This is a genomic window from Nonomuraea maheshkhaliensis (genome assembly GCF_039529435.1).
Classification (GTDB): domain Bacteria; phylum Actinomycetota; class Actinomycetes; order Streptosporangiales; family Streptosporangiaceae; genus Nonomuraea; species Nonomuraea maheshkhaliensis.
Window position 1 is genome coordinate 179,347 of record NZ_BAAAMU010000001.1, and the last position, 26,477, is coordinate 205,823.

Below are 26,477 nucleotides of genomic sequence, written 5' to 3' on the forward strand. Positions count from 1 at the left end.
AGCCGCCCAGTGGCGGAAAGACCCTGGGCCTCATCCTGCTGGGGATGCTCGCCGTCCTGGCCGTGATCGTAGGGCTGGCCGTCTGGGCCTCGAAGACGGGATGACCTCGTGCGTACTCTGATCGTGCTGCGTCACGCCAAGGCCGCCCACGTGCCCGGTCTGGCCGACCGCGAGCGCCCGCTGACCGACCGCGGCGAGCGGGACGCCAGACGGGCGGGCGACGAGCTCAGGGCGGTCGGCCTCGACCCCGACGTGGTGCTCTGCTCGCCGGCCCTCAGGACCAGGCGCACCGCCGAGCTGGCCTTCCCCGGCGCGGAGATCAGCTACGAGCGCGACATCTACGAGGCGTACCCGGAGGAGCTGCTGGAGCTGGTCCGCCGTGCCGACCCCGGCCTCGGCACGGTGGTGCTGTGCGGGCACAACCCGGGCGTGCACGAGCTGGCCGTGGCGCTGGCCGCGGGCGACTACACGTTCCGGCCGGGCGCGTACGCGGTGATCGGGGTGGAGTCGCCGTGGGAGGAGCTGCACCCGGGCGAGGGCCGCCTGATCTCCCACTGGGACCCCAAGGAGCACTAGGAGCCGGTCAGCGCGCCGTCCTCGGCGTCGGCCGCCTCGACCTCGTCGCGCGAGATGCCCAGCAGGTAGAGGATCGAGTCGAGGTAGGGCGTGTTGACGGCGGTGTCGGCCGCCTGGCGTACGACGGGCTTGGCGTTGAAGGCGATGCCGAGCCCGGCCGCCGCGATCATGTCCAGGTCGTTGGCGCCGTCGCCGATGGCCACCGTCTGCGAGATCGGCAGCCGCGCCTCGCGCGCGAACCGCTCCAGCGCCCGCGCCTTGCCCGGCCGGTCCACGATCTCGCCGACGACGCGCCCGGTCAGCCGGCCGTCGACGACCTCCAGCACGTTCGCCGCCGAGTAGTCGATGCCGAGCTCCTCGACCAGCCCGTCGGTGATCTGGGTGAAGCCGCCGCTGACGATGGCGAAGCGGTAGTCGAGCCGCTTGAGCGTGCGGACGAGCGTGCGCGCCCCTGGGGTGAGCACGACCTCCTTGCGCACGTGCTCGAACACCTCGGCCGGCAGTCCTTCGAGCAGCGCCACCCGGCGGCGCAGGGACTCGGCGAAGTCGAGCTCGCCGCGCATGGCCTCCTCGGTGACCCGGGCGACCTCCTCCAGGCAGCCGGCGTGCGCCGCGAGCAGCTCGATGACCTCGCCCTGGATGAGGGTCGAGTCGACGTCCATGACGATGAGGCGCTTGGCCCGGCGGGACAGGCCGGTGCGCTGCACGGCGACGTCGACCTCCTGCGCGGCGGCCTCGGCGGCCAGCTCCACGCGCAGCGCGTCGGGGTCGGCGCCGGAGACGGACAGCTCGATGCAGGTGACGGGCCACTGGGCGAGGCGTTCGATGCGGTCGATGTTGGCACCGGCGGCGGCGATGCGGCCGGCGATGCCGGCGATGGCGGCCGGCTGGAGGGTGGCGCCGAGCACGCTGACCGACAGGCGGCCGCGGCGGCGCGCCTCCTTGGCCGTCGATCCGGTGGAGAGCTCCACCTCCATGCCGAGGTCTTCGGCCACCCTCTCGACGGCGGTCCACATCGCGCCGAGGGTGGTGCCGGTGCCGGTCGAGGGGCCGCCCGTGTACGCCACGAGCACGCCCAAGGTGAGTCTGCCTCGGATGACGACCTGCTCGATGTCCGCCACGGCCACCGGAAACTTCGACAGAACCGAGAAAAGACGCGAAGTGACGCCCGGGCGATCAGGGCCGGTCAGTGTGATCAGGAGGGTGCGCTGGTCCACATCCAGCCACGGTACTGCGCCCGGTCCGATGCTCGTGAAGCAGGTTGGGCATTCGGGCACGGGCGCAGGGTGCGGGAACTAGCGGACGATCGTGGTCTTGACCGCCTTGAGGTAGCCGTGAGCCGGGATTCCGAGCCGGTCCAGCTCTTCCTTGCTCAGGTTCTCCATGCCGGTCTGGACGTCATAGGAGATGATGCCGAGCGCCGCGGTCTGGGTGCCCTTCGCCTTCTTCGTGAGCTTCGTGTAGAAGGAGAAGGAGACCGACTCGCCCTTCTTCACGGTCTTGGGCGCGAAACACAGGAACGCCCGCCCTTCGGAGAAGCACTGGGTCTTCTTGACGCTGCTGCGGTAGCTGACCCGCTTCAGGTCGACGCCCTTGGGGAACTGGCCGCCGAGGAACCAGACGTCCGCTTCGTACGGGCCCGTGTTGAGCGCCTTGACCTGGTACGTGATCTTGCCCCCGGCCTTGACCTTCTTCGGGGCCTTGACGGTCACCTTGAAGACGTTGAACGGGTCGTCCAGGACGGACGCGCTGACCGCGGTGGTGCTGCTCGCGGTCGTGGTGGCGGCGGCCGGAACCGCCGGGAGGAGCAGGACGCCCGCGAGTAAGCCGAGCGAGGCGACCTTGGTAACCGAGTTATGCATTCAACGTCTCCGTTGTGAGAGGAATGCGGGGACGCGACAGACTAAGCCCCCGTGAATGTCGGCTTTTCCTATCACGTATGCAAAATCTATGTAAAGCCGATTACTTCAGTATCAGGTGCGTGTCGCCGAACTCGTGCCACAGATATCCCTCACGCAACGCCTCCTCGTACGCGCGGGCCAGTGCCGGCCGCCCCGCGATGGCGGTCAGCATGAGCAGATGACTGGAGCGGGGCTCGTGCAGACCCGTGATCAACCCCGTGACGGCCCGTACGCCGCCCTCGGGCGTCACCACGTGCCTGGTCCAGCCCGCGGCGGCCGTGACCAGGCCGTCCGCCCCCGCGGCGGTCTCCAGCGCCCGTACGACGGTCGTCCCCGCCGCCACCACCCGCCCGCCGTTCGCCCTGGTCAGGTTGACCAGCCGCGCGGTGGACGCGGGCACCTCGTACCGCTCCGCGTAGGGCGGCTCGTCCTTCTCCGGCGAGGCCACCCCCGTGTGCAGCGTGATCGGCGCGATGCCGATCCCGCGTGCCACCAGCGCCGTCACCAGCTCCGCGGTGAACGGTCTGGCCGCGCTCGGCATCTCCGCGCTTCCCGGCACGGTCGCGAACACGGTCTGGTACGCCTCGATCGGCCAGTCCCGCTCCACGTACGAGTAGCGGATCGGCGTGCCGTGCACCCGCAGGTACGCCGGCACGTCCCGGTCGAGCTCGGCCCGCCACAGCCGCGGCGTCTCCCGCTCGATCAGCCGCAGCGTGGCCCGCCCCGGCAGCGGCAGCCACTCGCCCGGCTCGCCGCCCGCGTACGGCTCCGACGCTTTCGAGGTGCGCCGGCGCAGCTCCACCAGCCACGTCCCGTCGTTCCTCGCGGTGGAGAAGTGCACGGCCAGGCGGTCCAGCCGGACGGCGGCCGGCAGGGTCGCCGAGTTGTTCACCACGATCAGGTCGCCCGGATCCAGCAGCCGCGGCAGGTCGCTGAAGTGGTGGTGGCCCGGCTCGGCGGCGCCGCGCGAGACCATCAGGCGCACGGCGTCCCTGGCCAGCCCCCTGGCCTCGGGCGGTTCCGTGGCCGACAGACCGGGCGGCAGCAGGAAGTCCAGCGAGGCGGTCATCGCAGGCTCACCTTCCCCAGAGAGTCCAGCCCCAGAAAGTCCGGCACGGCGGTCATTGCAGGCTCACCCTGCCGCTGGCCGGGCGGGAGCTCACCAGTTCGGCCAGCGCGGCCGCCACCTTGGCCGGGTCGGCCGCGCCCGCCGCCTCCTCCCGGCCCACGGCGTCGGCCAGCATGCGGGTGTTCATCTCGCCCGGGTCGACCCACCAGACGCGCAGGCCAGGCTCCTCGGCCGACAGCACGTTGGACAGCTGCTCCAGCGCGGCCTTGGTGGCGCCGTAGCCGCCCCAGCCCTCGTACGCGCCCGTGGCGGCGTCCGAGGTGACGTTCACGATCGCGCCGCCGGACGCCCGGAGCGCGGGCAGCGTGGCCTGGACGAGGGCGAGCGGCGCGGTCACGTTCGTCTCCAGCAGCACCCTGAACGCCTCCAGCGGATAGCCGGCGAGCGGCGGCAGCGGCGTCACGCCCAGGTCACTGGCGTTGTTGACGAGCAGGTCCAGCTCGGGCGCCGCCCTGGCCAGCCGCCGTACGTGCTCAGGGTCCGTGACGTCGCCCGGTATCGCGGTCGCGCCCAGCTCGGCGGCGGCCCGCTCCAGCTCGGCGGTCCCGCGGGCGGTGAGGACGAGGTTCCAGCCCGCGGCCGCCAGGGAGCGCGCCAGCGCGAGGCCGAGCCCGCGGGAGGCTCCGGTGATGAGTGCGGTCTTCGTCGTGTTCGTCATGAAACCGACGCTAGGAACGCCGCGGGCACGGCACATCGGGCTGTGGACCCGCCCCGTTCTGGGCACATCGTCCTAGGTCCGGGGACCCGTGGTTCTGTCGGAGCCGGACCATAGAGTGGGGCCGTGACCTCAGACCGGGACGAGATCCTTCAGGCGGTGAGCTCCGCGGTGCTCGCGGTCACCCGCCACCTGTCGGTCCGCGAGGTGTTGCAGGTCGTCGTACGCTCGGCGCAGCGCCTGCTCGACGCCCGCTACGCCGCGCTCGGCGTGCCCGACGACGACGGTTCGTTCGCCGAGTTCGTCGCCGAGGGCCTGACCGACAAGCAGTGGGAGGCGATCGGCCCGCTGCCCAGGCAGCACGGCATGCTCGGCGCGATGCTCCGCGACGGCGCGCCGGTCAGGCTGCCCGACCTGCGCAGCGATCCGAGGTTCGAGTGGTGGCCGAAGGCCCATCCGGTGATGCGTGACTTCCTCGGCATGCCGATCCGCGACCGCGGGCGGGTGCTCGGCATCATCTTCCTGGCCAACAAGCGCTCGGGCGGCGGCTTCACGCGAGACGACGAGGAGCTGCTCACGCTGTTCGCCGCGCACGCCTCGATCGCGCTGATCAACGCCAGGCTCTACGAGCGCGGGCGCGAGCTGGCCATGATGGAGGAGCGCAACAGGGTCGCCAGAGAGCTGCACGACGCGGTCACCCAGAAGCTGTTCTCGCTCAGGCTCTCCGCTCAGGCCGCCGGCGACCTGCTGGCCAAGGCGCCCGACAAGGCCGCCGCCGAGCTCGACCGGGTCCAGCGGCTGGCGGGCGAGGCGCTGGCGGAGCTGCGGGCGGTGATCGTCGAGCTGCGCCCGGCCGAGCTCGACCGGCACGGGCTGTCCGAGACGCTGCGCAAGCACGTGCGCATGCTCGACCGGCTCCATCCGGCCCTGGTCACGTTCGAGTGCGGCGACCTGGCGCCGCTCGACCCGGAGGTGGAGGTGGCGGTGCTGCGGGTGGCCCAGGAGGCGCTGCACAACGCGCTCCGCCACTCCAGCGCCGACCTGGTCTCCGTGCGCCTGTGCGCCACGGACGGCGGGCTGACGCTGGAGGTGAGCGACGACGGCAAGGGCTTCGAACCCGGGGAGTCACGCGGGCTCGGGCTGGCCTCGATGCGCGACAGGGCCGAGTCCATCGGCGGCGTCATGACCGTGGAGTCGATTCCCGGCAACGGCACCATCGTGCGAGTGGAGGTGGGCGGAGGATGCGGGCGCTGATCGCGGACGACCATCCGGTGGAGGTGGTCGGGTGATCCGGGTGCTGATCGCCGACGACCATCCGGTGGTGCGGCAGGGGCTGCGCACGTTCCTCGACCTCCAGGAGGACATCACGGTCGTCGGCGAGGCCGCCGACGGGGCCCAGGCCGTCGAGCTGGTGGCGGAGCTGGCGCCCGACGTGCTGCTGCTCGACCTGAAGATGCCGGTGCTCGACGGGCTCGGCGCGCTTGAGCGGCTGAGCGGCGCGCCGACCAGGATCGTGGTGCTGACCTCGGTGAGCGACCCGTCCGACGTGGGGCCGGCGATGCGGGCGGGGGCTTCCGGGTTCCTCTACAAGGACGTCGATCCGCCCGCGCTCGTCCAGGCCGTGCGGGCGGTGCACGGCGGGCAGGTGCTGCTCGCCCCCGAGGCGGCCGAGGCGATGTTGTCGTCCAGAGGCGGCGGCGCCGTGCCCGCGCCGGTGCCGCTGACCGAGCGCGAGCGCGAGGTGCTGGCGCTCATCGCGGCCGGGCGGTCCAACAGGGAGATCGCGCGGAGCCTGGCCGTGGCGGAGAAGACGGTCAAGACCCACGTCTCCAACGTGCTGATGAAGCTCGGGGTGCAGGACCGCACCCAGGCCGCCCTCTACGCCGTCCGCCACGGCCTCGGCTGAGCGAGCGACCGGGGGATGACGCGGAAGGTCCCGAAGAGGGTGGCTCGGGTGCCAGTGCGGGCGGCTCGGGTGGCCGTGCCGGGGGTGCCGGCCGGGCCGCTACTGGTTCCTGACCGGCTCGAAGATCGCGTGGTGGGCCGCCACGAGCGCGCGGCGCACCGCCCGGTCGAGCTCGCGCAGCGCGGCCGCCCGCGCGGCGACCTGCCCCGAGGTGAGGCCGCGCTCGTGGGCCAGGCGCAGCACGGCGGCCAGCCGGGTGGCCAGGGCGGAGACCCGATGCGCCCGGCCAGGATAGCCGGGCGCGAGCTCACCGCCGCGTGGCGTCCGTTCAGGGCGGTCTTGGGCGGGCCCGTCGACCGAGGTCAGGGCCTCGGTGGCGGCGCGGATCGCGTCCGACAGCTCCCGCTCGGCCTCCGACAGCGTGGGCAGGTCATGGCGTACGGGCCCGGCGTCGTGGATCTCCAGGCGCACGCCGACGTACGACGACCCGCGCAGGTCGGGCACCGGCACGAGCCCGAGGTTGCGGTCGCCGAGCACGGCGATGACGGCCTGGCCGGCGTCGACGGCGGCGGAGTTGAACGACGCGGGCCCCGACAGCCCGAGCGGATCGCCCGGGGCGGGCAGGGCCAGCCGCACCTCGCGCAGGCCGCCGCCGCGCAGGTTTGCGAGGTATTTACGCAAGGGGACGTCGCCGGCGACGACGGGCCCGCCGGCGGCTTCGACGTGGTCAGCCGCCTCATCGAGGCCGACGTGACCGGACAGCCACGCGTTGCCCCAGGCGACCAGGGATGGGCAGACAGTCGATTCAGGGCGCACCGATCCACGATAAGCGCTCGCCCTGCAATAGGTTTGTCCCGAGGGTGACTCCTAAGGAGGTATCGGGGATGGGTGGTCAGGTGCTGCGGCTCCAGGACGTCGCCGTCAGGCGCGACGGAGCGGCCCTGCTGCGCGGCATCGACTGGACGGTCAACGCTGACGAGCGGTGGGTCGTCGTCGGTCCCAACGGCGCGGGCAAGACCACGCTGCTGCAGGTCGCGGCCACGTTGCTCTATCCGAGTGACGGTGTGGTCGAGGTGCTGGGCGAGCGGCTGGGTCAGGCCGACGTGTTCGACCTGCGGCCGAGGATCGGGCTGGCGAGCGCCGCGCTGGCCGAGCGCATCCCGCCGGAGGAGAAGGTCATCGACCTCGTGCTGACGGCCTCGTACGGGATCATGGGTCGCTGGACGGAGGAATACGACTCCAACGACGTCACCAGGGCCGTCGAGCTGATCGACATGCTGGGCGCGGCCCACCTGATCAGGCGGCGGTTCGGCACCCTGTCGGAGGGCGAGCGCAAGCGGGTGCAGATCGCGCGGGCGCTCATGCCCGACCCCGAGATGCTCCTGCTCGACGAGCCGGCCGCCGGGCTCGACCTGGGCGGCAGGGAAGACCTGGTGCGCCGCCTGTCGCTGCTGGCCGGCGACTACCGCTCGCCGACGCTGGTGCTGGTGACGCATCACGTGGAGGAGGTGCCGGCCGGGTTCACCCACGGTCTGCTGCTGCGCCACGGCTCGGTGGTGGCCCAGGGGCCGCTCGACCACGTCATGACCTCCGACACGCTCTCCGAGACGTTCGGGGTGCCGCTCTCACTGGAGCGCAGCGCCGAGGGCCGCTGGTACGCGCGCGCTCACTAGATCACCATTTATGACGATAAAAGACGCCCAAACCTGAAACCCCATAGGATCTGCGGAGTCGGTTTCCTCGGCTCCGGAGCGTCGCCATGTCCGTCGAACAGCTCATCGTCGCCATCGTCGTGGTCGCCGCGGTGGGCTTCGGAGTGGCCAGGACGATTCGCATCATCCCGCAGGCCACGGCCGCCATCATCGAGCGCCTCGGGCGCTACCACCGCACGCTGACCCCGGGGCTCAACCTGGTGGTGCCGTTCATCGACCGCATCAAGGACCTGATCGACCTGCGGGAACAGGTGGTGTCGTTCCCGCCGCAGCCGGTGATCACCTCCGACAACCTGGTGGTGTCCATCGACACCGTCATCTACTTCCAGGTCACCAATCCGAAGGCGGCCACGTACGAGATCGCGAACTTCCTGACCGGCGTCGAGCAGCTCACGGTCACCACGCTGCGCAACGTGGTCGGCGGCATGGACCTGGAGCGCACGCTGACCTCCAGGGAGGACATCAACACCGCCCTGCGCGGCGTGCTGGACGAGGCGACCGGCAAGTGGGGCATCCGGGTCAACCGGGTCGAGCTCAAGGCCATCGACCCGCCCGCCTCCATCCAGGACTCGATGGAGAAGCAGATGCGCGCCGACCGCGACAAGCGCGCCGCCGTGCTGACCGCCGAGGGACAGCGTCAGGCGGCGATCCTGGCGGCCGAGGGCGAGAAGCAGGCGTCGGTGCTGCGGGCGCGCGGCGAGGCGGAGGCGGCCGTGCTGCGCGCGCAGGCGGAGGCGGAGGCCCAGGCGATGCGGGCCAAGGGGCAGGCGGACGCGATCGGCATGGTGTTCAAGGCCATTCACGAGGGCAATCCGGACCAGCACCTGCTGGCGTACCAGTATCTGCAGACCCTGCCGGAGATCGCCAAGGGCGACGCCAATAAAATCTGGATCGTCCCATCCGAGATGGGCAAGGTCCTGGAGAACCTTGGCGGCCTCTTCACTCCCCCGAAAGACCAGGACCCCCGGTGAGAACCCTGCCGAACGGACTGCCGCCGCGGCCTTGACCGGGCACGTCGACGCGGCTGCGGTCCGAGCGGGGGGTCTGCGTGACCGGATGGGAACTGGCCGCGATCTGCGCTGCCGGGATGGTGGCCGGCGCCATCAACGCGGTGGTGGGGTCGGGCTCGCTGATCACGTTCCCGACGCTGGTGGCGCTCGGCGTCGATCCGGTCACCGCCAACGTCTCCAACACGATCGGCCTGGTCCCCGGCTCCTACACCGCCGCGTACGGCTACCGCGCCGAGCTCCGCGGCCAGCGTGACCGCCTGCTGCGCCTGGGCGCGGCCTCCGCGCTCGGGGCGCTGATCGGCGGGATCCTGCTGCTGTTCCTCGATCCGGACGTGTTCGAGTTCGTGGTGGTGGTGCTGATCGCGGTGGCCTGCGTGCTCGTCATGACGCAGCCCCGGCTGAACGCGTGGGTGGCCGCGCGGCGCGAGCAGCCCCACGCGCACGGCGGGGCGGCGCTGTGGGTGGGCGTGCTGGCCTCGGGCATCTACGGCGGCTACTTCGGGGCCGCGCAGGGCGTGCTGCTGATCGGGCTGCTCGGCATCTTCCTCGACGACGGCCTGCAGCGGGTCAACGCGGCCAAGAACGTGCTCGCGCTGATCGTCAACGGGGTGGCCGCGCTGCTGTTCGTGGTGGTGGCGGAGGTGGACTGGGCGGCCGTGGCGGGGGTGGCGCTGGGCGCCGTCGCGGGCGGGTTCCTGGGGGCCAGGCTGGGGCGGCGCATCCCGGCGCGGGTGCTGCGGGCGATCATCGTTTTCGTGGGACTTATGGCGATTATCGTACTGGTGTACGGATAAGTCGGGATGGGTATAACTCGGTCATGAAAGGTGACCGGGTGGAGATCGTCATCGACGCGGGGGACTCGTCCCCCCGCACGTACGAGATCACGGCCACCCGCGCCGGGCGGCGGGTCGAGGTGGCCAACCGGCGGGGGCTCGTGGAGGTGAGCGAGGTGACGCGCACCGGCACACCGGTGCGCACGGCCAGGTTCATGTCCAGCCGCATCCTCGCCCTCGTCGAACACCCCGCCGACTCCCCCGACTGAAGCGGGCCCCGGATCAGGCGAAGTCGGCGGCGTGGTCTTCCGCCCACTGGCGGAAGGTCAGCGCGGGCCGGCCGAGCAGCCGTTCCACCGTGCCGGTGACCCGTTCAGGGCGCGTCACGAAGCTCTCCCAGGTCCTCAGCGCGCTCTCCACGAACGCCGGCTCCCCCCACGCCGCCAAGAGCCGCTCGCGCGCCTCCTCGACCGGCTGCTCCTCCCAGCGCACCACGCGCCCGATCGCCTCGCCGATCACGCGCGCCTGTTCGGCCTGGGTCAGCTCCTCGGGCCCGGTGAGCGCGTACGCGGCCCCGTTGTGCCCGGCCGAGGTGAGCACGTGCACGGTTACGGAGGCGATGTCGCGCTCGTGGATCAGCGCCCTGGACGCCTCCCCGTACGGCCAGCGCACCACGCCCTGCCTGACCTGCCCCGCCCAGCCCAGCGTGTTGGCCGCGAACCCGCCCGGCCGCAGGAACGTCCACCCGAGCCCGGAGCGCCTGATCAGCTCCTCGATCTCCGCGTAGTGCGACGGAGCGCCGTCGCCGCCCAGCGCGGACAGGTACACCACCCGGCGCGCGTGCCGCGCGACGGCCGCGACCACCTCGGCGGCGTTGCCGGTCGTGAAGCCTGGCCAGAGCAGGAACACGCTCTCGACGTCCTTCAGCGCGGGCTCCAGCGTCTCGGGCTCGTACAGGTCGCCCTGGACGACCTCCACATCCGCCCGCACCCGCTCGGGGCGCCTGGCGAACGCCCGTACCTCCAGCCCCGCCCCGGCGAGCTGGGACACCACATGACTGCCGACGTTGCCGGTCGCGCCGGTCACCAGAATCTTGCTCATGGCCCCGACCGTAGGACCTCAACCAAACTTCAGGTCAACCCCGGCCGCACCTGGATGGTGCCGTCCCTCCTGATCCGCGTCTCGAACACCGGCGCGGGCGCGGTCGCGGGCCCGTGCCTGACCGATCCGTCGGACAGCCGGAACGTGCTGCTGTGCCACGGGCACACCACACACGCCTCGCCGTCCTCCATCACGAGCCTGCCCTGGTGCAGCGGACCCGCCAGATGTGGGCACCGGTCGGCCAGCACGGTGACGCCCTCGCCCTGGCGCAGCACGAAGAGCTGGATGTAGCCGAGCCGCCTGGCCACGGGCCGGCCGTCGGGCAGGTCCTTGAGCGGGCACAGGTCGTGCCAGCCCAGCGGCACCAGGTGCGTCACCTGCGGCGCGTGGTTGGCGCCCGCCGCCTGGCGATGGGCCAGGTGCCCGCCGAGATAGGCGCCGAGCCCGCCGACGGCGAGCCCCGCGTACGACATCATCCGGCCGGGCCGCTCGTGCCCGCGCAGGCGCGCCAGCAGGGAGGCGGAGAACAGGCCGAGCGCGGCCGCGTTCGCCAGCATGTGGACGAAACCCACCCGCTGCTGCTCGCGGTGGAGCGAGGACCAGTCCGTGAGCCCCGCCGCCGCCGTGGGCAGCGCGTTGATCAGGCCGGTGGCCAGCAGCAGGCGCGAGGCGCGTGGATCGGCGTCGGCCAGGTCCAGCACGGCCGTGGAGAGCCAGCAGCCCAGGGAGACCGTCGCCAGCGGCGGGTGCACGGGCTCCCCGAGGGGTACGCCGTGCAGCACGTCACGCAGCCGGCCCTGGCGCAGCCGCCGGCGCACGGCCTTGGCGAGTCCCCTGATCGGCGAGTCCATGGCCTTCGACTTCTCGAGCCGATCGGCGATGGCGACCGGCCCGGCGAAACCCCGCAACTGCCGACGTCTCGCTCGTACTGTCTCTTTCACGACAAGTCCCCTACCCCGGCCTTGCGGGGGTCACTCGGGCAGGTGCCCCCTGGCCACGGAGAGTTCGACCAGCTCCAGGGCGTACGCGCCCAGCGAGGGCGAGCCCTCCTCGATGATCCGGACCTTCTCCTTCACCTGTGTGGCGGTGACCTTGAACAGCGGCCAGGTGCCGCCCTCGTTGTGGTGGTTGGCCAGGATGGGGGCGAAACGGTCGAGCGCCTTGGCGAATCTCGCCTCCGGCGTCTTCCTGTCCTCGAACTCGGCCCACAGCTCACGCATCAGCGCGCCCTGCTCGGCCGGCAGCAGCCCGAAGATGCGGTCGGCGGCGGCCCGCTCGGCCTCGGCCTGCGCGGCCACCGCCACGGGGTCGTAGATGAAGGTGTCACCGGCGTCGATCTCCACCAGGTCGTGCACCAACAACATGGCCACCACCCGTTGCAGGTCGGTTCCGGGTGGGGCATGCTCGCCGAGGACCATCGCCAGCGTGCCCACGTACCAGGAGTGCTCTGCGGTGTTCTCCCGCCGCGAGCCGTCCATCAGATGGTTGCGGCGGATGACCCGCTTCAACTTGTCGATCTCGATGGCGAAGGCGATCTGGGCGTTCAGGCGGTCCTCTTCTGGCGCGATAGTCACGCGCGACACCCTATTGTGCGGTGATCACCCCGGTTGGTGAAATCGTGACCGGAACTCCGTTGAACACTGCGTTACCACTTGGAACATCAATGGTGGTTTCGTCCGTCAACGCGTTGGCGCTGACGCCCGCGTGCCCGGCCGCCACGCTCTGCGTGCTGCCCGCGTGGCCCCAGCCGTGGGGGAGGCTCACCACGCCGGGCATGATGCTGTCGGTGGGCTCGACGGGCACCGTGACCTGGCCCTTCGCCGAGCGCACCACGGCCTGGCCGGCCAGCCCCAGCCGTTCCGCGTCGGCCGGGTTGATCTGCAGCGTGCACGTGTTGCTGCCACCGACCAGCGGGCCCACGTTGTGCATCCAGCTGTTGTTGGAGCGCAGGTGGCGCCGGCCGATGAGGACCATCTCCGGCGGCTCCTCCTCCAGTCGGCCGCGCAGCCGTTCCACGTCCTGCATGAGCTGTGGCGGGGCCAGCTCGATCAGCCCCGAGGCCGTCCTGAGCACCTCGCCGAGGCGCGGCTCCAGCGCGCCCAGGTCGACGCCGTGCGGGTTGTCGAGCAGCTTGCGCAGCGACAGGTCACCCTTGCCGGCCCACTCGCCGTACGGGCCGAGCCTGAGCATGAGGTCGAGCCGCCGTTCGCCGCCCGACTCGCCGTCCAGCAGCTCCCGCAGCTCCGCCACGTCGCGCCCCTCGACCCCCGAGCCGGGCGTCTGCGTGGCCTTGCGCAGCGTGTCGTCGATGACGAACGCGTCGAGGTCACCTTCCAGCCCCGAGGCGATCACGGCCAGCCTGGCCAGGATCTGCGCCTCCGACGGCCGCTCGTCCAGCGGCAGCAGGGGCGGCGAGTAACGCGCGTAGTTGCGCACGGCGAACCCGAGCAGCGCGAAGTCGAAGTGCCCCGACTGCAGGACGCGGGGCGGGGGCAGGATGACGTGCGCGTGCTTGGTGGTCTCGTTCAGGTACGGGTCCACGCTCACCATGAAGTCGAGCCGCCCGAAGGCCGCGTCCAGCCGATCCCCGTTGGGCGCGGAGAGCACCGGATTGCCCGCCACCGTGAACAGGACCTTGATCTGCCCTTCACCGGGTGTCTCGATCTCATCGGCGAGGGTGGCCACCGGCAGCTCACCGTTCGCCTCGGGCAACTCCCTGACCCGGCTGCTCCACCGCCCGACACCGTACGGCCGTCGCCGCGCGCGCATTTCGGTGGCGGCCTTCGGGAACATCGCGCCACCCGGCCGGTCGAGATTGCCGGTGAGCACGTTGACGACGTCCACCAGCCACTGGGCCAGCGTGCCGAACTCGGTGGTGCAGGTGCCGATCCTGGCGTACACGGCGGCCGTACGCGCCGCCGCCAGCTCCCTGGCCAGCCGCACGATCACCTCGGCGGGCACCCCGGTGCGCCGGGCCACGCTCTCAGGCGGGAAGTGCTTGGCCGCCTCGCGCACCTCAGCCAGCCCGTTGACCTCGGCGAGCGGCCTGGCCAGGTCCTCGGCGAACAGGGTGTGCACGATGCCGAACAGCAGGTAGGCGTCCGTGCCCGGGCGGACGAACAGGTGCTCGTCGGCCAGCGCGGCCGTACGCGTGCGGCGCGGATCCACCACCACGAGCCGCCCCCCGCGCCCCCGCAACGCCTTGAGCCGCCCGGGGAAGTCGGGCGCGGTGCACAGCGAGCCGTTGGACTCCAGCGGGTTGGCGCCCAGCATCAGCAGGTAGTCGGTCCTGTCGAGATCGGGCACGGGGATGGCCAGCGGATGGCCGAACATGAGCCCGCAGGCCACGTGCTTCGGCATCTGGTCGGCGGTGCTGGCGGAGTAGACGTTACGGGTGCCGAGCGACTTGATCAGCGGCGCGCCGTACAGGGCGCCTGCCATGGTGTGGGCGCTCGGGTTGCCCAGGTAGACGGCGACGGAGCGGCGGTCGGAGACCCGGTCCAGCCCCGCCCTGACGGCCTCGAACGCCTCCTCCCAGCCGACCTCGCGCCACAGCTCGCCCTCCCTGATCAGCGGCTTGCGCAACCGGTCGGGATCCTCGTCCAGCCGCCCGAGACTGGCCCCCTTGGGGCAGATGAACCCTTTGCTGAACGGGTCGTCCTTGTCGCCCCTGACGCTGGTCACGTGCCCGCCAGCGTCGAGGGTGAGGGTCAGGCCGCAGACGGCCTCGCACAGGGGGCAGGTCCGGTGGACGGTCGAGGTCATCACGACTCCTGAGTTCGCCAGCTGAACTCATCTTCGCGCGCTCCCCGCCCATGGGGAAGCCCCGGAGCCCCCGCGGTCTCCGGGGCTTCGCCCCCCGGGGAATTTCCCGGATTCCCCAGGTCTCAGGTGGGTCTCATCGGCCCATCAGGGGAAGCGCCAGCTCGGTGCGCAGATCGGGCGGCTCCTCGAGGTCGGGTCTCATGGAGATCCAGGCGCGGCGGCCGTACAGGCGCTCCAGGCCGGGGGAGAGCGCCCCCGGCACCTCGTCACGCCGGACGATCTCCACGATCAGGAGCTGGGCCCGCGTGCGGTGCCGGTAGACGTTGACGCTGCGCGCCCAGCAGGCGGCGGCGATCTCGGCGCTGTAGGCCTCGAACTCCTCGGCGCTGATGCCCGCCCTGACCAGCACCAGCGCCTTCTCGCCGGTGGCTGTAGGCGTGATCCACAGCACCAGCGGGATGCGACCGGCCCTGGTGTGCATGGTGGTCTCCAGGCAGACCCGGTGCAGGCGGTGCCGGGAGATGACGCACCAGACGTGGGCCGTGATCCAGTTGCGGCCCGTCCTGGTGGCGGCGGGCACCGAGACGGCGCCGGCCAGCAGGATGAACGGCATCCAGCGACCCTCCTGGGCGGCGCTCATGAGCGTCAGCGTGAACAGCGCCAGCCCGGCGAGCAGCAGCAGCTCGGCGCGGGCCCGCCAGAGCCTGACCAGCGGCCCGCCGCCCCCGGCGGCCGGGAGGTCCTCGTTGGCGGGGAAGATCTGGTTACGCGGATTCCTCGGCATCGTCAGGACACCTCCTCGGTCACCTTGCGTGGGAGGCGGAGCTGGTCGAAGCGTGGGTCGCGGTAGCGCCGGGAACCGAAACCGGTCCTCGTCACGGTCCAGCCCCTGCGGATTGCGAATTCGTCGGGCTCGACGCAGATTCGGTAGTCGGCCGGCGCCATGAGTTCCTGGATCCAGGACTTGATTCGGCTGAGTCCCTTGGTACCTTGTGAGTACATAGAAGACCCCTTTCGCGGCATTTTAGAGGTGGCTTCTTGGCCGGTCCGACGGCTGATGACCGGTTCTTCCGCAGGGTGGCAGCCCATATGCGGTGAACCGGTGGTCAGCCTCGGTCCGGCTTTTTTGGTGCTCGAATGAGCAGACTCGCGCGGTGTTTTCTAGGCGAATGCGCGATCCTTCCGGCAAGTGGCCTCCCTGGGGTGGAGTTTCGTATCCGGGACGGCGACGTTGCCGGAGAGGCGGCCCCTGCGGGGGCTCGCCAGCGGAAGCGGAAGGCTCGGTGTGGGCGGCCGTGTCGTCATCTCAGGCCTCCTCACCACGTCGAGCTCCCTCCTGGCTCTGATCGTCCCCCGAGGTCGTCGATGCTGCAATACTTTCAGCAAGGGAAGATTTAAGAATCTTGCGGCTTGCCGTGCAACTTGCAGGAGAAGTGTCGGCCACGGGGGCCCCTCGGGAGATCTTTGCCCGTTGTAGACCACTTAGCGGAGCTTGTCTTGCTCCTACGCTCTACCCATGAAAGCCTTCTGGCAAGGCTGTGCGGCAATGTACGTGCAACTTGCAGGGTAAGATTGGCTGGACGGCCCAGAAAGCCGGGCTCCAAACGGTCCCTTCCGGCTACACCTCCATTCCCGAGAAGGAGCGTGGACGGTGCCAACGCAGCAGGGCAGTCCAACAGTACGGCGACTCCGTCTGGGGCAGGAGCTCCGCTTCCTCCGCGAGCGGCGCAAGCTCACCGGAGCCAGGGCGGCCAGGGATCTTGGCTGGTCGGCCAGCAAAGTCAGCCGCATCGAAGCGGCCAAGACCATGCCCAGCGCCGACGACATCAAGGCCATGGCCAAGCTCTATCGCGTTGACGGTGACAAACTTGACGAGCTCGTTGGCCTGTTGCGTGATGCGGAGCAGCGGGGGTGGTGGGAAGATTACGAAGACTCCCTGCCTGAGGAGTACACAAGATTCCTCGGGCTGGAGGCGGAGGCCACCTATCAGCGCAACTGGGAACCCCAGGCTGTGCCCGGCCTCCTGCAGACCGAGGACTACGCGCGAGAGGTCATCCTGGCCACCCGCGGCATCGCGCGCATCACGCACAGCGGTGTCCGCAGCCGGGTGGAGGCCCGACTCGACCGGCAGAAACGCGTCCTGCACAGGAGCGATCCCTGCCGGATGAGCGTGGTGCTCGACGAGGCGGCGCTGATGCGCCGGTTCGGAGAGCCCGCGGTCATGCGTGAGCAGATGGAGCATCTCCTGGAGATATCCCTGCTGCCGCATGTCAGCGTGCACGTCCTGCCGTTGGACGCACTACATCCGGTCAACACCGGTGCGTTTATTCATCTCAAGTTCACGGCATTCGACGATGTCGTGTATTTGGAACAGCTGTACACTGCTCACTTTGTCGACGACCTGGAGCGGGTGGCCGGTTACGAGTTGGCTTTCGACCACATCAGGTCGGAGGCCCTGGACGTGGACGAGTCGCGTGTCCTCATCCAGCGTAAGGCCATGCTCTGGCGGCGTTGACAAGCTACCTCAACAAAGAGGCAACGAAGCCTCTGCACCCTTTGGGGAGACAATGCACAACGACATCACGAAGGCGGCCTGGCGCAAGGCCAGCTACTGCAACGGCGCCACGGCGTGCGTCGAGGTCGCTCCGCTGGCGGACGGCAACGTCGCGCTGCGTGACAGCAAGCAGGAGGACGGGCCCGTCCTCGTGTTCACGCCCGCCGAGTGGACCGCCTTCGTAGCCGGCGTCATGGACAACGAGTTCGACCTGGCCACACTGGTCGCGCGCGCATGACGAACGGCTCTGGCGTGTTGCTGGCACAACCGTCCAGAGCCGTCCTGTAAGAGGCCTGGGGTGCGCCTCTGTCGTTGGGGACACGCCGTCCGGCGTGCCGCAGAAACCCGCATATCGTGGCATCGATGATCTGTGCGCGCAACTCAAGTGATCTTCGCCTGAGAACGCCACGGGCCCCGTCCGCCACACCCGGGTGCCCCCATGCCTCGTCTTGACGATCGTCTTCGGGTCCCGCGATATGGCCATCGAGTGAACAGCCTTTTCGTCGGCGATTCATCAGGGCGCGGAAATGGCCCTTCTCGGGCCCCGCCGCGGGAAATCTCTTATGACGTGGCCGTGGCAAAGAAAGCCGGGACGGTCGAATTCCCGGCTCAGTTCAGGCCGAGGCCCTTGCGGACGCGGGCGCCGAGGTCCTTGTGGATGTTGGTCCAGTAGTCGGCGACGCGCAGCTTCATCGTGGACGTCACCTCGGGGGCCGAGGCGTGGCCGACGATGTTGCGCACCATGTTGGCGCGGTCCCCTTCGGACAACACGTTCTCCCAGAGCGCGCGCGGCTGCACGAAGTCGTCGTCCTCCGCGTGCCTGCGGTACGCCGAGCGCACGATCTCGCCCGTGACGTGGTAACGCTCGCCCTCGTACAGGGACGGGTCGGCGGTGGGGCCGCCCGCGGAGTTGGGGGCGTACACCGGGTCCGAGGGGTTGGCGAAGGTCATCGGCCCGTCGAAGTTGTAGGAGTTGACGGTGCTGCGCGGCTGGTTGATGGGCAACTGCAGGTAGTTGGGCCCGATCCGGTAGCGGTGGGCGTCCGGGTAGGAGAAGAGCCGGCCCTGGAGCATCTTGTCGGGGGAGGCGCCGATGCCGGGCACCAGGTTCGACGGCTCGAAGCCCGCCTGCTCGACCTCGGCGAAGTAGTTCACCGGGTTCTTGGTCAGCGTGAGCCGGCCGATGGTGAGCTCGGGGTAGTCGGCGTGCGGCCACACCTTGGTCAGGTCGAACGGGTTGAACCGGTAGTCGGCCGCGGCCTCGAACGGCATGATCTGCACGTTGACCGTCCACGACGGGTGGTCGCCCTTGGCGATGGCCGTGTGCAGGTCGCGGACGTGGTGGTCGGGGTCGGCGAGCAGCGCGGCGGCCTCGTCGGCCGTGTAGTTCCTGATGCCCTGGTCGGTCTTGAAGTGGTACTTGATCCAGAACCGCTCGCCGGCCGCGTTGTACCAGAGGAACGTGTGCGAGCCGAAGCCGTGCATGTGCCGCCAGGAGGCCGGGATGCCGCGGTCGGTCATGAGGAAGGAGACCTGGTGCGCCGACTCGGGCGACAGCGTCCAGAAGTCCCACTGCATGTTGTTGCAGCGCAGGTGGTTGTCGGCGCGGCGCTTCTGGCTGTGGATGAAGTCGGAGAACTTCGACGGGTCGCGGATGAAGAAGATCGGCGTGTTGTTGCCGACGAGGTCGTAGTTGCCGTCCTCGGTGTAGAACTTGATCGCGAAGCCGCGCGGGTCACGCGCCGTGTCGGGGCTGCCGAGCTCGCCGGCGACGGTGGAGAAGCGCAGGAAGAGCGGGGTCTGGGCGCCCTTCCGGAAGAGCTTGGCCTTGGTGAACTGGCTGACGTCCTCGGTGATCTGCAGGAGGCCGTGGGCGCCGCCGCCCTTGGCGTGCACGACCCGCTCGGGGACGCGTTCCCGGTTGAAGTGGGCCATCTTCTGGATCAGGTGGTGATCCTGCATGAGCAGGGGGCCGTTCGGGCCGACGGAGAGCGAGTGCTCGTCGCTCGGCGCGGGGATGCCCGCGTCGTCGGTGGTGATGGGCCTGTTCGTCATGATCACGCTCCTCCGGTTCGGCGTTGCCGCTGGTGAGACCGGTCTCCCGCGCCCGTCGCGTACGACCGGCGGCGCGGGGGACGGCCGCCGTCACGTCAAGCTACCTCCTTAACTTGAATCATTCAAATTATTGAGTGATCCAAATCAGGCCAGGGCCGGGGTGCGCCGCCGTACCAGCAAGATCGCGCTCAGCCCGGCCAGCGCGGCCAGCCCCGCCATCGCGGACGCGGTCGGCAGCGCGGCCGCCACGGACGCGGACTCCAGGGCCATGAACAGCGTGCCCACCGTGGAGACGCCGATGACCTGGCCGAGCTGCATCACCGTGAGCAGCGCGCCGCTGGCGTCGGCCGCGTACGCCCGGTCCACCTGCTCGGTCACCATGGTGGTCACCGCGATCTGCACGCCGAGGCCCGCTCCGATGAGCGCGCTCATGACCGCGTACGGGACCCCGCCCCCGGCGGCGAGGCCGAGCCCGAGATAGGCCGGCGCGGCCACCAGGTAGCCGACGGGGACGAGCGAGCGCTGCAACCGCTGGGGCAGACGCGGCCAGGCCAGCCCGACCAGGCCGAACGCCAGCGCACACGGCACCAGCATCATGCCGGAGGCCAGCGGCGTCATGTGCAGGTCGCCTTGCAGGTGCAGCGCCGAGGTGAACAGGAACGCCCCCCACGTGGCCGGGCCGAACAGCAGCACCGCCAGCCCCGGCCGCATGCCGGGCGCGCGCAGGACGCGGGCGTCCACCAGCGGACGGCCGCCGCTCGCGGTGACCCACCGCTCGACGCGGACGAACGCGAAGAAGGCCACCACGCTCAGCGCCATCGAGATCCAGCCCCAGACGGGCCAGCCCAGATCCCGCCCGAGCACGAGCGGCACCACGAACAGCAGCGCGGCCGCCGACAGCGTGGCCAGCCCCCACGGGTCGAGCCCGGTCCTGCCGCCGCCCGTGTCGGCGGGCAGCACCCGGATCCCGGCCACCAGCAGCAGCGCCGAGACCGGCACCAGCACCAGGAATACGAGCCGCCAGCCCAGGCCGACGCCCAGCAGGATCCCGCCCAGCGCCTGGCCCACCACGATGCCGCCACTGATCATCAAGGACCACAGGCCCATCGCCCGGCCTCTGGCCGCGCCGTGGTAGTTGCGCTGGAGCAGCGTCAGCACCTGCGGCACCATCATCGCGGCCCCGGCGCCCTGCAGCAGCCGGCTGCCCACCAGCCACCCGGTCGAGGGCGCCAGGCCCGCGGCGAGCGTGGTGAGCGTGAAGACCGCCAGGCCGCCGAGGAACGCCCGGCGATAGCCGAACAGGTCTCCCACCCTGGCGCCGGTGATCAGGAGGACGGCGTAGACAATGGTGTAACCGGCGATGATCATCTGCAGCCCCGCGCCGGACGAGTGCAGGTCGGCCTCGATGGTCGGGGTGGCCACGTTGACGATGTTGACGTTCAGCACGGCCAGGAACTGCCCGACGAGGATGATCGTCAGCAGCAGCCCGCTGGCCTTGGGAGTCTCCTGCGCCTTTGTGCGCGCAGGAGCGGAGAAAGCGGCGGTTTGCGACATGCGGATGAGTCTGCCGCCGATCCAGTACCAGTAACGAGAGCCCATTTATACTGGTACTGGGGATAACTGGCTAAGTGTCGCCCTGTCGCCCCATAGTGGAGGAATGACGGTGGCAGATGAGAGACGTGCCGACCTGTCCGCGTTCCTGCGTTCGCGCCGGGAACGGATCACGCCGGAGATGGTCGACCTCGCGCCCGGCCCGCGCCGGCGCACCCCGGGGCTGCGCCGCGAAGAGGTGGCCCAGCTGGCCGGCGTCGGCGTGACCTGGTACACGTGGCTGGAGCAGGGCCGGCCGATCAACGCCAGCGGCCAGGTGCTCGACGCGGTCGCGCGCACGCTCAGGCTGGACAGCGCCGAGCGCCACCACCTCTACCGGCTGGCCGGGCAGCCCGCCGAGCCGGTCCCCGCCGACTCCGCCCAGGTGGCGCCCGAGCTGCGGGTGATCCTCGACCAGCTCGGCGACCTGGCCGCGTGCGTGACCAACAGCAGGTGCGACGCCCTGGCCTGGAACGACGCCTACGCGGCGCTGTTCCCCGAGATCGTGAACGCGCCCGACGGGGAGCGGAACTCGCTCTGGCAGGCATGCCTCAACCCCTCGCCCACCACGGCCCTGCTCGACCGGGACCAGGATCTGGGCCGTGCCGTGGCCGTCTTCAGAAGCGCCTACAGCCGGCACGCCGACGACCCCTGCTGGCAGGACTTCCTGCGCCGGCTCAGCTCGGAGAGCGCCGAGTTCGCCCGGCTCTGGGCCAGGCAGGAGGTGGCCGAGCCGGGGCCGAGGGTGAAGGCGTTCAAGCACGTCGAGCACGGGATTCTGCGCTTCAGCACGACCAACCTCATGGCCGCGCCCGAGACCCGGCTCGTGGTCTACACGCCCATGGACGACGACACCCGTGAGGTGATGGCAAAGCTCAGGGGGGCTACGCGGTAATACGACCTGCATGGCATGCTCGATCCCTGAAAGTCAGAATTCGAGCGGAAGTGCCGCAGATGAGACTCCCCCATGTCCTCCCGGTGGTCGCCGCCGTCCTGGTGCCGCTGGCCGCGTGCTCGTCCGTGCCGGAACGGGAGCAGTTGCGCAAGCAGGTCGAGCAGCCGGCGACCGCCACACCGTCGAAAACGAAGTCGAAGAAGCCGACGCCGCAGCGCCGGCCGTACACGATCGCGTTCGGCGGGGACGTGCACTTCGAGGGGATGCTGCGCGGACGGCTGAGCAACCCGCGCACCACGCTCGGACCGATCGCCGGCGTGCTGCGCGCGGCCGACTTATCGATGGTCAACCTGGAGACGGCCGTCACCACCGGGGGGACGCCGGCGCCGGGCAAGCAGTTCACGTTCAGGGCGCCGGCCAGCGCGTTCACCGCGCTCAAGGCCGCCGGGGTGGACGTCGCCTCCATGGCGAACAACCACGGCATGGACTACATGGAGACCGGTCTGGCCGACTCGCTGGCGGCGATCAAGCGCAGCAAGTTCCCGGTGGTGGGGATCGGGAAGGACGCGGCGCAGGCGTACCGGCCGTGGCGGACGACCGTGAACGGCAACCGCGTCGCGATCATCGGCGCCACCCAGGTGATGGACGCCGAGTTCATCCAGGCGTGGACGGCCACGGCGGACAAGGGCGGGCTGGCCTCGGCCAAGGACGAGCCGGCCCTGCTGAAGGCCGTACGCCAGGCGCGCAAGAGCTCCGACACCGTGATCGTCCACCTGCACTGGGGCACCGAGCTGCAGAAGTGCCCCAACGAGGCGCAGTTGTCGCTGGCTCCCAAGCTGGTCAAGGCGGGGGCCGACGTGGTGGTCGGCGGGCACGCGCACATCCTGCTGGGCTCCGGCTACCTCGACGACGCCTATGTCAGCTACGGCATGGGCAACTTCGTCTTCTACAACTCCAACCCGGCCACCACCGGCAGGACCGGGGTGCTGACGCTGACGATCAACGGGCGGAAGATCCTCAAGGACACGTGGACGCCGGCCACCATCCAGGGCGGCGTCCCGATCCCGATGACGGGCTCCGCCAAGACCGAGGCCGTGGCGGACTGGAAGGAACTGCGCGGCTGCGCGGGACTGGCCGCGCGTCCCTGACCTGGGAGCTGCGGGGTGGCCGTGCGACCCTGAGGTCGCGGTCGTGCGGGGCTGGCCGCGTGAACGTGATCGATCTATCCTGCGGACAGCCCTGCTGGACGGGGCGTCCAATAGGAGGTCGCGATGCGATGGGTCAAGTCCGGTGACGTACGGCTGGCGGTGCACGAGGAGGGCGACCCCGGCAACCCGGTCGTGCTGCTCCTGCACGGATACCCCGACACGCACCGCGTCTGGGACGAGGTGGCCGCGCTCCTGCGCGACCGCTTCCGCGTGGTGCGGTACGACGTGCGCGGCGCGGGCGCGTCGTCACCGCCCCACGACCGCCGCGACTACGGCTTCGACCGCCTGATCGCCGACCTCGGCGCGGTGATCGACTCCCTGGACGTCCCCCGGGTGCACCTCGTCGGGCACGACTGGGGCTCGCTGCAGGGGTGGGAGGCGCTCGGCAGGGAGGGGGTCGGCGGCCGGCTGGCCTCGTTCACCAGCCTCGGCGGGCCTGGGCTGCGGCAGGCGGGGGACTTCTTCCGGCACGGGCGGCGCCGCGACGTCGCCGCGCAGCGGCTGCGGTCCTGGTACATCGGCGCGTTCCTGCTCCCGGTGCTGCCCGAACTCGCCTGGCGCTCGATCATGCCCCGGCTCGTCTCCCGTACGCTGCGGCGGAGCGAGGGCGTCACGCCGCGGCCCGGGCATCCCGCGGACACCATGGCGGCGGACGGACGCAACGGGCTCTGGCTCTACCGGCGGAACATGCCGGACACGCTCGGCGATCCCGGGCTCGATCCGTGCCTGCCCGCCGTACCGGTGCAACTGATCGAGCCCACGCGCGACCCGTTCGTCACCCCGGCGCTGACGGCCGTGGCCGGGCGGTGGGCTCCTGAGCTGTGGCGGCGGAAGATCGTGGCCGGGCACTGGGTGCAGCGCAGCCATCCCGAGACCGTCGCCGGGATGATCGGCGAGTTCGTCGAGCACGTCGAGGGCGCGCCGGCCGGGCGGGAACTGCGCCGGGCGCGGGCGCGCGGGGCGTTCGGCGGGCGGCTGGTGGTCGTGACCGGCGCCGGGTCCGGGATCGGGCTGGCGACCGCGCGGGCGTTCGCGGCTCACGGGGCCGAGGTGGTGTGTGCGGATATCGACCTTGACGCGGCGAAACAGGCCGTGGATGCCATTGGCCGGGATCTCGGGGGAACGGCACACGCGGTACGGGTCGATGTCGCGAATGCGGATCAGATGGAGAACTTCTCGCGAAATATCATCTCCGAATATGGAGTGCCGGACATTGTGGTGAACAATGCCGGGATCGCGGTCGCCAAGCGGTTCTTCGATCACAGTCTGGACGACTGGCGCAGGACGATCGACGTCAATCTCTGGGGCGTGGTCCACGGCTGCCGGCTCTTCGGCGCCGCCATGGCCGAGCGCGGCCAGGGCGGCCACATCGTCAACGTCGCCTCCCTGGCCGCGTTCGCGCCGTCCAGGGTGCTGCCCGCGTACTCGGCCTCGAAAGCGGCCGTGAAGATGCTCAGCGACTGCCTCAGGGCCGAGCTGGCGGGCCAGGGCATCGGGGTGAGCGCCATCTGTCCCGGTTTCGTGTCGACCGCCATCGCGCGCAACGCCGCGTACCCGACGGAGCGCATGCGCGAGGAGGCTGTCAGAGGGCTCGCGCGGCGCGGGTATCCGCCCGAGCGGGTGGCCGCGCACATTCTCCGGGCGGTGCACGGAAATGAAGCTGTGGTGCCAGTGAATCTGGAGGGAAAAATCGGATATGTCCTGTCACGGGTTTCACCTCGTGCGATGCGGGGCGTTGCCCGATTGAGCGTGGTTGCCGAGAATCGGGAAATCATGGGTAACGATCGCTCATACAGGAGAAGATGAATCCGTGTCTTCGCCGCAAATGGATGATGAGTGCGTCCAACCCCAAGCCCTCAGGCGGCAGCCCGCACAGCGCCGCAGCGCACGACGTGTCGAGCGCATGCTCGACGCCTGCGCCGAACTGCTCGACGAGATCGGGTACGAAGCCCTGTCCACCACCCGCATCGCCGAACGGGCGGGCGTGGCGATCGGATCCGTCTACCAGTTCTTCCCCGACAAGCGGGCCATCACCCAGGAGCTCACCCGGCGCAACGTCGAGGAGTTCGTCCGCAGAGTCGATCGCACCTTCCTGGAGGAGGACTACCGCGGCTGGTGGGAGGCCGTCGACGCGATCATCGACATCTACGTCGACATGCACAGGACGGTCCCCGGCTTCCGGAGCCTGCGCTTCGGCGACGCCGTCGACCTCAATCTGCTCGACTCCGACTCCGACAACAACGCGGTGATCGCGGGGCGGCTGCGCGGGCTGTGCCTGAAGGAGTTCGGGCTGGCCGACAGCGCCGAGCTCGACCTGGCCGTGCTGGTGGCGGTCGAGGCGGGGGACGCCGTGCTCAAGCTGGCCTTCCGGCACGATCCCGGGGGTGAGCCCGAGCTCGTCGAGGCGGCCAAGCAGCTCATCAGGAGCTTCCTTGCCCGCCGGCTCCGCTCCTGGTCACCGCTCTAGCACCGCCGAGCCGCGCGTCCTCGGGGTCGCGCGTCCCGCACCTCGTGCTGGATACCCGGCCTGCCGTACGAGTCAGGCCGGGTCAGTTGTGGCCGCCGCCGACGGCGTCGCTCAGATCCCGAGACGGGCCGGCCAGCCAGCCGGGCACGTCATGGAGCCAGCGTTCGCCCTGTTCGGTGGTGGGGGTCTGTTCCTCACCCGGTGTGCGTACGCACGGGGCTCGATAGGAGGCAGGTCTCGCGTCCCTGGCCTCGCGCACGTTCAGCCTGGCCTCCAGCGCCCGCAGGTTGCTCTCCGCGGCCTCGATCGCCTCCAGGCGGGCCGACAGATAGCCGGCGACGCCTGGGCCGAGGGCCGACAGAACGACGGCACAGGCCAGCGTGAAGGTCATCTGCTTGGACATGCCCATCACAGTCCCTCCGCTCGCATGGCGGCTGAGGACTCGTATATGCCCGATGACCTGCGCTGATAGGCATTCCGTGACCAGGAATGGACAAGTCGTTACCGAATTTGCACGTGACCGGCGATGCGGATTGACCGGGCAAAGGCCAACCAGGGTCGGTAGTCTCGGCGTTGTGGCGCATGTGACCCGTGAGCACCTTGATCGTCTGCTTGAGCAGGCCCTGCTGGCCGACGACCACAGTTCCTTGGCCAGTCGGCTGTACGACGTGGCGCTCGACTACTCCTCCGGTGACGTTTCGAGGGCATCCATCCTGGTCCTCGCCGCCGAGGAGTGGCGAGCGGCGGGCCAGCCCGCCCGCGCGATGGAGTGTTTCCAGCGCGCGGTCGAGGACGGCGGCGAGGCCGGGTTCGATCCGCGTGCCGGCATCGCCGACACGCTCTTCGAGCTGGACCGGCCGGACGAGGCCAGGGAGGTCATCGAGACGATCCGCAAGGAGGGCGACGTCTCCACGGCGACCGCCCATACGATCGCCGAGACCCTCGTCGCCTACGGTGACCTGCGAGGGGGGCTCGAATGGGCCACCCAGGCCGCCCTGCGGTGCGAGGAGAACGATCCTGAGCAGGTGGCGCTGCTGCGCACCCGCTATCGGATCAGGGTCGATCTGGGGCTGCCCGAGGACGAGCTCGACGAGCTCGTCTCCTGACGGCGGAGGCCCCCGCCGGAGCGTCCGTCTCCGGCACGGCTCGCTTCATCATGCCCGCGTACGCGCGTGCGGAT

General features: G+C 70.4%; 27 protein-coding genes. 14 read left to right on the forward strand and 13 right to left on the reverse strand.

Annotated elements, in window-relative coordinates; genetic code table 11:
* Positions 1–108 precede the first annotated feature (108 nt).
* The gene (locus ABFX54_RS00855) at positions 109–576 is read left to right on the forward strand and encodes a SixA phosphatase family protein (RefSeq protein WP_346100905.1); all 468 of its coding nucleotides are present in this window, start codon (positions 109–111) and stop codon (positions 574–576) included.
* Here the strand turns inward: ABFX54_RS00855 and serB are convergent.
* The 4 genes from serB to ABFX54_RS00875 all read right to left on the reverse strand — a co-directional run bounded on the left by serB (position 573) and on the right by ABFX54_RS00875 (position 4,264).
* Positions 573–1,793: a phosphoserine phosphatase SerB gene (gene serB, locus ABFX54_RS00860; RefSeq protein ID WP_346100906.1), complete on the reverse strand. Its 1,221-nt coding sequence runs from the start codon at positions 1,791–1,793 to the stop codon at positions 573–575. The two genes, ABFX54_RS00855 and serB, sit on opposite strands and share 4 nt — an antisense overlap.
* A 78-nt stretch (positions 1,794–1,871) precedes the next feature.
* The gene (locus ABFX54_RS00865; protein WP_346100907.1) at positions 1,872–2,438 is read right to left on the reverse strand and encodes a hypothetical protein; all 567 of its coding nucleotides are present in this window, start codon (positions 2,436–2,438) and stop codon (positions 1,872–1,874) included.
* Positions 2,439–2,538: 100 nt separating this feature from the next.
* Positions 2,539–3,546: an S-adenosylmethionine:tRNA ribosyltransferase-isomerase gene (locus tag ABFX54_RS00870; protein ID WP_346100908.1), complete on the reverse strand. Its 1,008-nt coding sequence runs from the start codon at positions 3,544–3,546 to the stop codon at positions 2,539–2,541.
* A 52-nt stretch (positions 3,547–3,598) separates the two neighbouring features.
* The gene (locus tag ABFX54_RS00875) at positions 3,599–4,264 is read right to left on the reverse strand and encodes an SDR family oxidoreductase (RefSeq protein ID WP_346100909.1); all 666 of its coding nucleotides are present in this window, start codon (positions 4,262–4,264) and stop codon (positions 3,599–3,601) included.
* Between the two features lie 123 nt (positions 4,265–4,387).
* On the opposite strand from ABFX54_RS00875, the gene ABFX54_RS00880 reads away from it, so the two are divergent.
* Together ABFX54_RS00880 and ABFX54_RS00885 are read left to right on the forward strand one after the other, a co-directional pair.
* A complete protein-coding gene (locus ABFX54_RS00880; RefSeq protein ID WP_346100910.1) occupies positions 4,388–5,515 on the forward strand; it encodes a GAF domain-containing sensor histidine kinase in 1,128 nt (375 codons plus the stop codon).
* Positions 5,516–5,546: 31 nt separating this feature from the next.
* Positions 5,547–6,167, forward strand: a complete 621-nt coding sequence (locus ABFX54_RS00885) for a response regulator (protein ID WP_346100911.1) — start codon at positions 5,547–5,549, stop codon at positions 6,165–6,167.
* A gap of 99 nt (positions 6,168–6,266) precedes the next feature.
* Here ABFX54_RS00885 and ABFX54_RS00890 read toward each other — a convergent pair whose 3' ends face one another.
* Positions 6,267–6,983, reverse strand: coding sequence for a hypothetical protein (locus tag ABFX54_RS00890; RefSeq protein WP_346100912.1), 717 nt, complete (start codon positions 6,981–6,983; stop codon positions 6,267–6,269).
* A 68-nt stretch (positions 6,984–7,051) separates the two neighbouring features.
* Between ABFX54_RS00890 and ABFX54_RS00895 the strand changes: the two genes are divergently transcribed.
* From ABFX54_RS00895 to ABFX54_RS00910, 4 genes are all read left to right on the forward strand, one after another.
* Positions 7,052–7,840 (forward strand): ABC transporter ATP-binding protein, encoded by a 789-nt coding sequence (locus ABFX54_RS00895; protein WP_346100913.1) that lies wholly within the window; start codon positions 7,052–7,054, stop codon positions 7,838–7,840.
* Positions 7,841–7,926: 86 nt separating this feature from the next.
* Positions 7,927–8,850: an SPFH domain-containing protein gene (locus tag ABFX54_RS00900; RefSeq protein WP_346100914.1), complete on the forward strand. Its 924-nt coding sequence runs from the start codon at positions 7,927–7,929 to the stop codon at positions 8,848–8,850.
* 77 nt (positions 8,851–8,927) lie between these two features.
* A complete protein-coding gene (locus tag ABFX54_RS00905) occupies positions 8,928–9,683 on the forward strand; it encodes a sulfite exporter TauE/SafE family protein (protein WP_346100915.1) in 756 nt (251 codons plus the stop codon).
* A gap of 23 nt (positions 9,684–9,706) precedes the next feature.
* The gene (locus tag ABFX54_RS00910) at positions 9,707–9,931 is read left to right on the forward strand and encodes a hypothetical protein (RefSeq protein ID WP_346100916.1); all 225 of its coding nucleotides are present in this window, start codon (positions 9,707–9,709) and stop codon (positions 9,929–9,931) included.
* A 13-nt stretch (positions 9,932–9,944) separates the two neighbouring features.
* On the opposite strand, the gene ABFX54_RS00915 is transcribed toward ABFX54_RS00910, so the two are convergent.
* The 5 genes from ABFX54_RS00915 to ABFX54_RS00935 all read right to left on the reverse strand — a co-directional run bounded on the left by ABFX54_RS00915 (position 9,945) and on the right by ABFX54_RS00935 (position 15,312).
* Positions 9,945–10,763 carry an NAD(P)H-binding protein gene (locus tag ABFX54_RS00915; protein WP_346100917.1) on the reverse strand — a complete coding sequence of 273 codons (819 nt, stop codon included), beginning with the start codon at positions 10,761–10,763 and terminating at the stop codon, positions 9,945–9,947.
* Positions 10,764–10,792: 29 nt separating this feature from the next.
* Positions 10,793–11,704 (reverse strand): Rieske (2Fe-2S) protein, encoded by a 912-nt coding sequence (locus ABFX54_RS00920; protein WP_245956153.1) that lies wholly within the window; start codon positions 11,702–11,704, stop codon positions 10,793–10,795.
* Between the two features lie 30 nt (positions 11,705–11,734).
* Complete coding sequence (locus ABFX54_RS00925) at positions 11,735–12,346, reverse strand: HD domain-containing protein (RefSeq protein WP_346100918.1); 612 nt, start codon at positions 12,344–12,346, stop codon at positions 11,735–11,737.
* Position 12,347: 1 nt separating this feature from the next.
* The gene (locus ABFX54_RS00930; protein WP_346100919.1) at positions 12,348–14,528 is read right to left on the reverse strand and encodes a molybdopterin-dependent oxidoreductase; all 2,181 of its coding nucleotides are present in this window, start codon (positions 14,526–14,528) and stop codon (positions 12,348–12,350) included.
* A gap of 133 nt (positions 14,529–14,661) precedes the next feature.
* Positions 14,662–15,312 carry a hypothetical protein gene (locus tag ABFX54_RS00935; protein WP_346100920.1) on the reverse strand — a complete coding sequence of 217 codons (651 nt, stop codon included), beginning with the start codon at positions 15,310–15,312 and terminating at the stop codon, positions 14,662–14,664.
* Positions 15,313–16,179: 867 nt separating this feature from the next.
* Here ABFX54_RS00935 and ABFX54_RS00940 point away from each other — a divergent pair.
* Together ABFX54_RS00940 and ABFX54_RS00945 are read left to right on the forward strand one after the other, a co-directional pair.
* Positions 16,180–17,043, forward strand: coding sequence for a helix-turn-helix domain-containing protein (locus ABFX54_RS00940; RefSeq protein ID WP_346100921.1), 864 nt, complete (start codon positions 16,180–16,182; stop codon positions 17,041–17,043).
* A gap of 52 nt (positions 17,044–17,095) precedes the next feature.
* Positions 17,096–17,320 (forward strand): DUF397 domain-containing protein, encoded by a 225-nt coding sequence (locus ABFX54_RS00945; RefSeq protein ID WP_106246091.1) that lies wholly within the window; start codon positions 17,096–17,098, stop codon positions 17,318–17,320.
* Positions 17,321–17,691: 371 nt separating this feature from the next.
* On the opposite strand, the gene ABFX54_RS00950 is transcribed toward ABFX54_RS00945, so the two are convergent.
* The gene (locus tag ABFX54_RS00950; RefSeq protein WP_346100922.1) at positions 17,692–19,137 is read right to left on the reverse strand and encodes a catalase; all 1,446 of its coding nucleotides are present in this window, start codon (positions 19,135–19,137) and stop codon (positions 17,692–17,694) included.
* Positions 19,138–19,281: 144 nt separating this feature from the next.
* Entirely contained in the window at positions 19,282–20,691 is a 1,410-nt protein-coding gene (locus tag ABFX54_RS00955) for an MFS transporter (RefSeq protein ID WP_346100923.1), read from the reverse strand.
* A 103-nt stretch (positions 20,692–20,794) separates the two neighbouring features.
* Here ABFX54_RS00955 and ABFX54_RS00960 point away from each other — a divergent pair, with 103 nt between their 5' ends.
* The 4 genes from ABFX54_RS00960 to ABFX54_RS00975 all read left to right on the forward strand — a co-directional run bounded on the left by ABFX54_RS00960 (position 20,795) and on the right by ABFX54_RS00975 (position 25,297).
* Positions 20,795–21,622, forward strand: a complete 828-nt coding sequence (locus ABFX54_RS00960) for a helix-turn-helix transcriptional regulator (RefSeq protein WP_346100924.1) — start codon at positions 20,795–20,797, stop codon at positions 21,620–21,622.
* A 59-nt stretch (positions 21,623–21,681) separates the two neighbouring features.
* On the forward strand, positions 21,682–22,770 hold the full coding sequence (locus tag ABFX54_RS00965) for a CapA family protein (protein ID WP_346100925.1): 1,089 nt from the start codon (positions 21,682–21,684) through the stop codon (positions 22,768–22,770).
* 123 nt (positions 22,771–22,893) lie between these two features.
* A complete protein-coding gene (locus tag ABFX54_RS00970) occupies positions 22,894–24,636 on the forward strand; it encodes an SDR family oxidoreductase (RefSeq protein WP_346100926.1) in 1,743 nt (580 codons plus the stop codon).
* Between the two features lie 19 nt (positions 24,637–24,655).
* Entirely contained in the window at positions 24,656–25,297 is a 642-nt protein-coding gene (locus tag ABFX54_RS00975) for a TetR/AcrR family transcriptional regulator (RefSeq protein ID WP_428834473.1), read from the forward strand.
* Between the two features lie 82 nt (positions 25,298–25,379).
* Here the strand turns inward: ABFX54_RS00975 and ABFX54_RS00980 are convergent, their stop codons facing one another.
* Positions 25,380–25,700, reverse strand: a complete 321-nt coding sequence (locus tag ABFX54_RS00980) for a hypothetical protein (RefSeq protein ID WP_346100928.1) — start codon at positions 25,698–25,700, stop codon at positions 25,380–25,382.
* Between the two features lie 172 nt (positions 25,701–25,872).
* On the opposite strand from ABFX54_RS00980, the gene ABFX54_RS00985 reads away from it, so the two are divergent.
* A complete protein-coding gene (locus ABFX54_RS00985) occupies positions 25,873–26,403 on the forward strand; it encodes a tetratricopeptide repeat protein (protein WP_346100929.1) in 531 nt (176 codons plus the stop codon).
* Positions 26,404–26,477: the final 74 nt, after the last annotated feature.

Coding starts and splice junctions, on each gene's coding strand:
- ABFX54_RS00930 (WP_346100919.1), bottom strand. CDS start 14,528: ATGACCTCGACCGTCCACCGGACCTGCCCCCTGTGCGAGGCCGTCTGC.
- ABFX54_RS00900 (WP_346100914.1), top strand. CDS start 7,927: ATGTCCGTCGAACAGCTCATCGTCGCCATCGTCGTGGTCGCCGCGGTG.
- ABFX54_RS00955 (WP_346100923.1), bottom strand. CDS start 20,691: ATGTCGCAAACCGCCGCTTTCTCCGCTCCTGCGCGCACAAAGGCGCAG.
- ABFX54_RS00945 (WP_106246091.1), top strand. CDS start 17,096: ATGCACAACGACATCACGAAGGCGGCCTGGCGCAAGGCCAGCTACTGC.
- ABFX54_RS00975 (WP_428834473.1), top strand. CDS start 24,656: ATGGATGATGAGTGCGTCCAACCCCAAGCCCTCAGGCGGCAGCCCGCA.
- ABFX54_RS00965 (WP_346100925.1), top strand. CDS start 21,682: ATGAGACTCCCCCATGTCCTCCCGGTGGTCGCCGCCGTCCTGGTGCCG.
- ABFX54_RS00960 (WP_346100924.1), top strand. CDS start 20,795: ATGACGGTGGCAGATGAGAGACGTGCCGACCTGTCCGCGTTCCTGCGT.
- ABFX54_RS00950 (WP_346100922.1), bottom strand. CDS start 19,137: ATGACGAACAGGCCCATCACCACCGACGACGCGGGCATCCCCGCGCCG.
- ABFX54_RS00870 (WP_346100908.1), bottom strand. CDS start 3,546: ATGACCGCCTCGCTGGACTTCCTGCTGCCGCCCGGTCTGTCGGCCACG.
- ABFX54_RS00915 (WP_346100917.1), bottom strand. CDS start 10,763: ATGAGCAAGATTCTGGTGACCGGCGCGACCGGCAACGTCGGCAGTCAT.
- ABFX54_RS00910 (WP_346100916.1), top strand. CDS start 9,707: ATGAAAGGTGACCGGGTGGAGATCGTCATCGACGCGGGGGACTCGTCC.
- ABFX54_RS00895 (WP_346100913.1), top strand. CDS start 7,052: ATGGGTGGTCAGGTGCTGCGGCTCCAGGACGTCGCCGTCAGGCGCGAC.
- ABFX54_RS00865 (WP_346100907.1), bottom strand. CDS start 2,438: ATGCATAACTCGGTTACCAAGGTCGCCTCGCTCGGCTTACTCGCGGGC.
- ABFX54_RS00935 (WP_346100920.1), bottom strand. CDS start 15,312: ATGCCGAGGAATCCGCGTAACCAGATCTTCCCCGCCAACGAGGACCTC.
- ABFX54_RS00970 (WP_346100926.1), top strand. CDS start 22,894: ATGCGATGGGTCAAGTCCGGTGACGTACGGCTGGCGGTGCACGAGGAG.
- ABFX54_RS00980 (WP_346100928.1), bottom strand. CDS start 25,700: ATGTCCAAGCAGATGACCTTCACGCTGGCCTGTGCCGTCGTTCTGTCG.
- ABFX54_RS00875 (WP_346100909.1), bottom strand. CDS start 4,264: ATGACGAACACGACGAAGACCGCACTCATCACCGGAGCCTCCCGCGGG.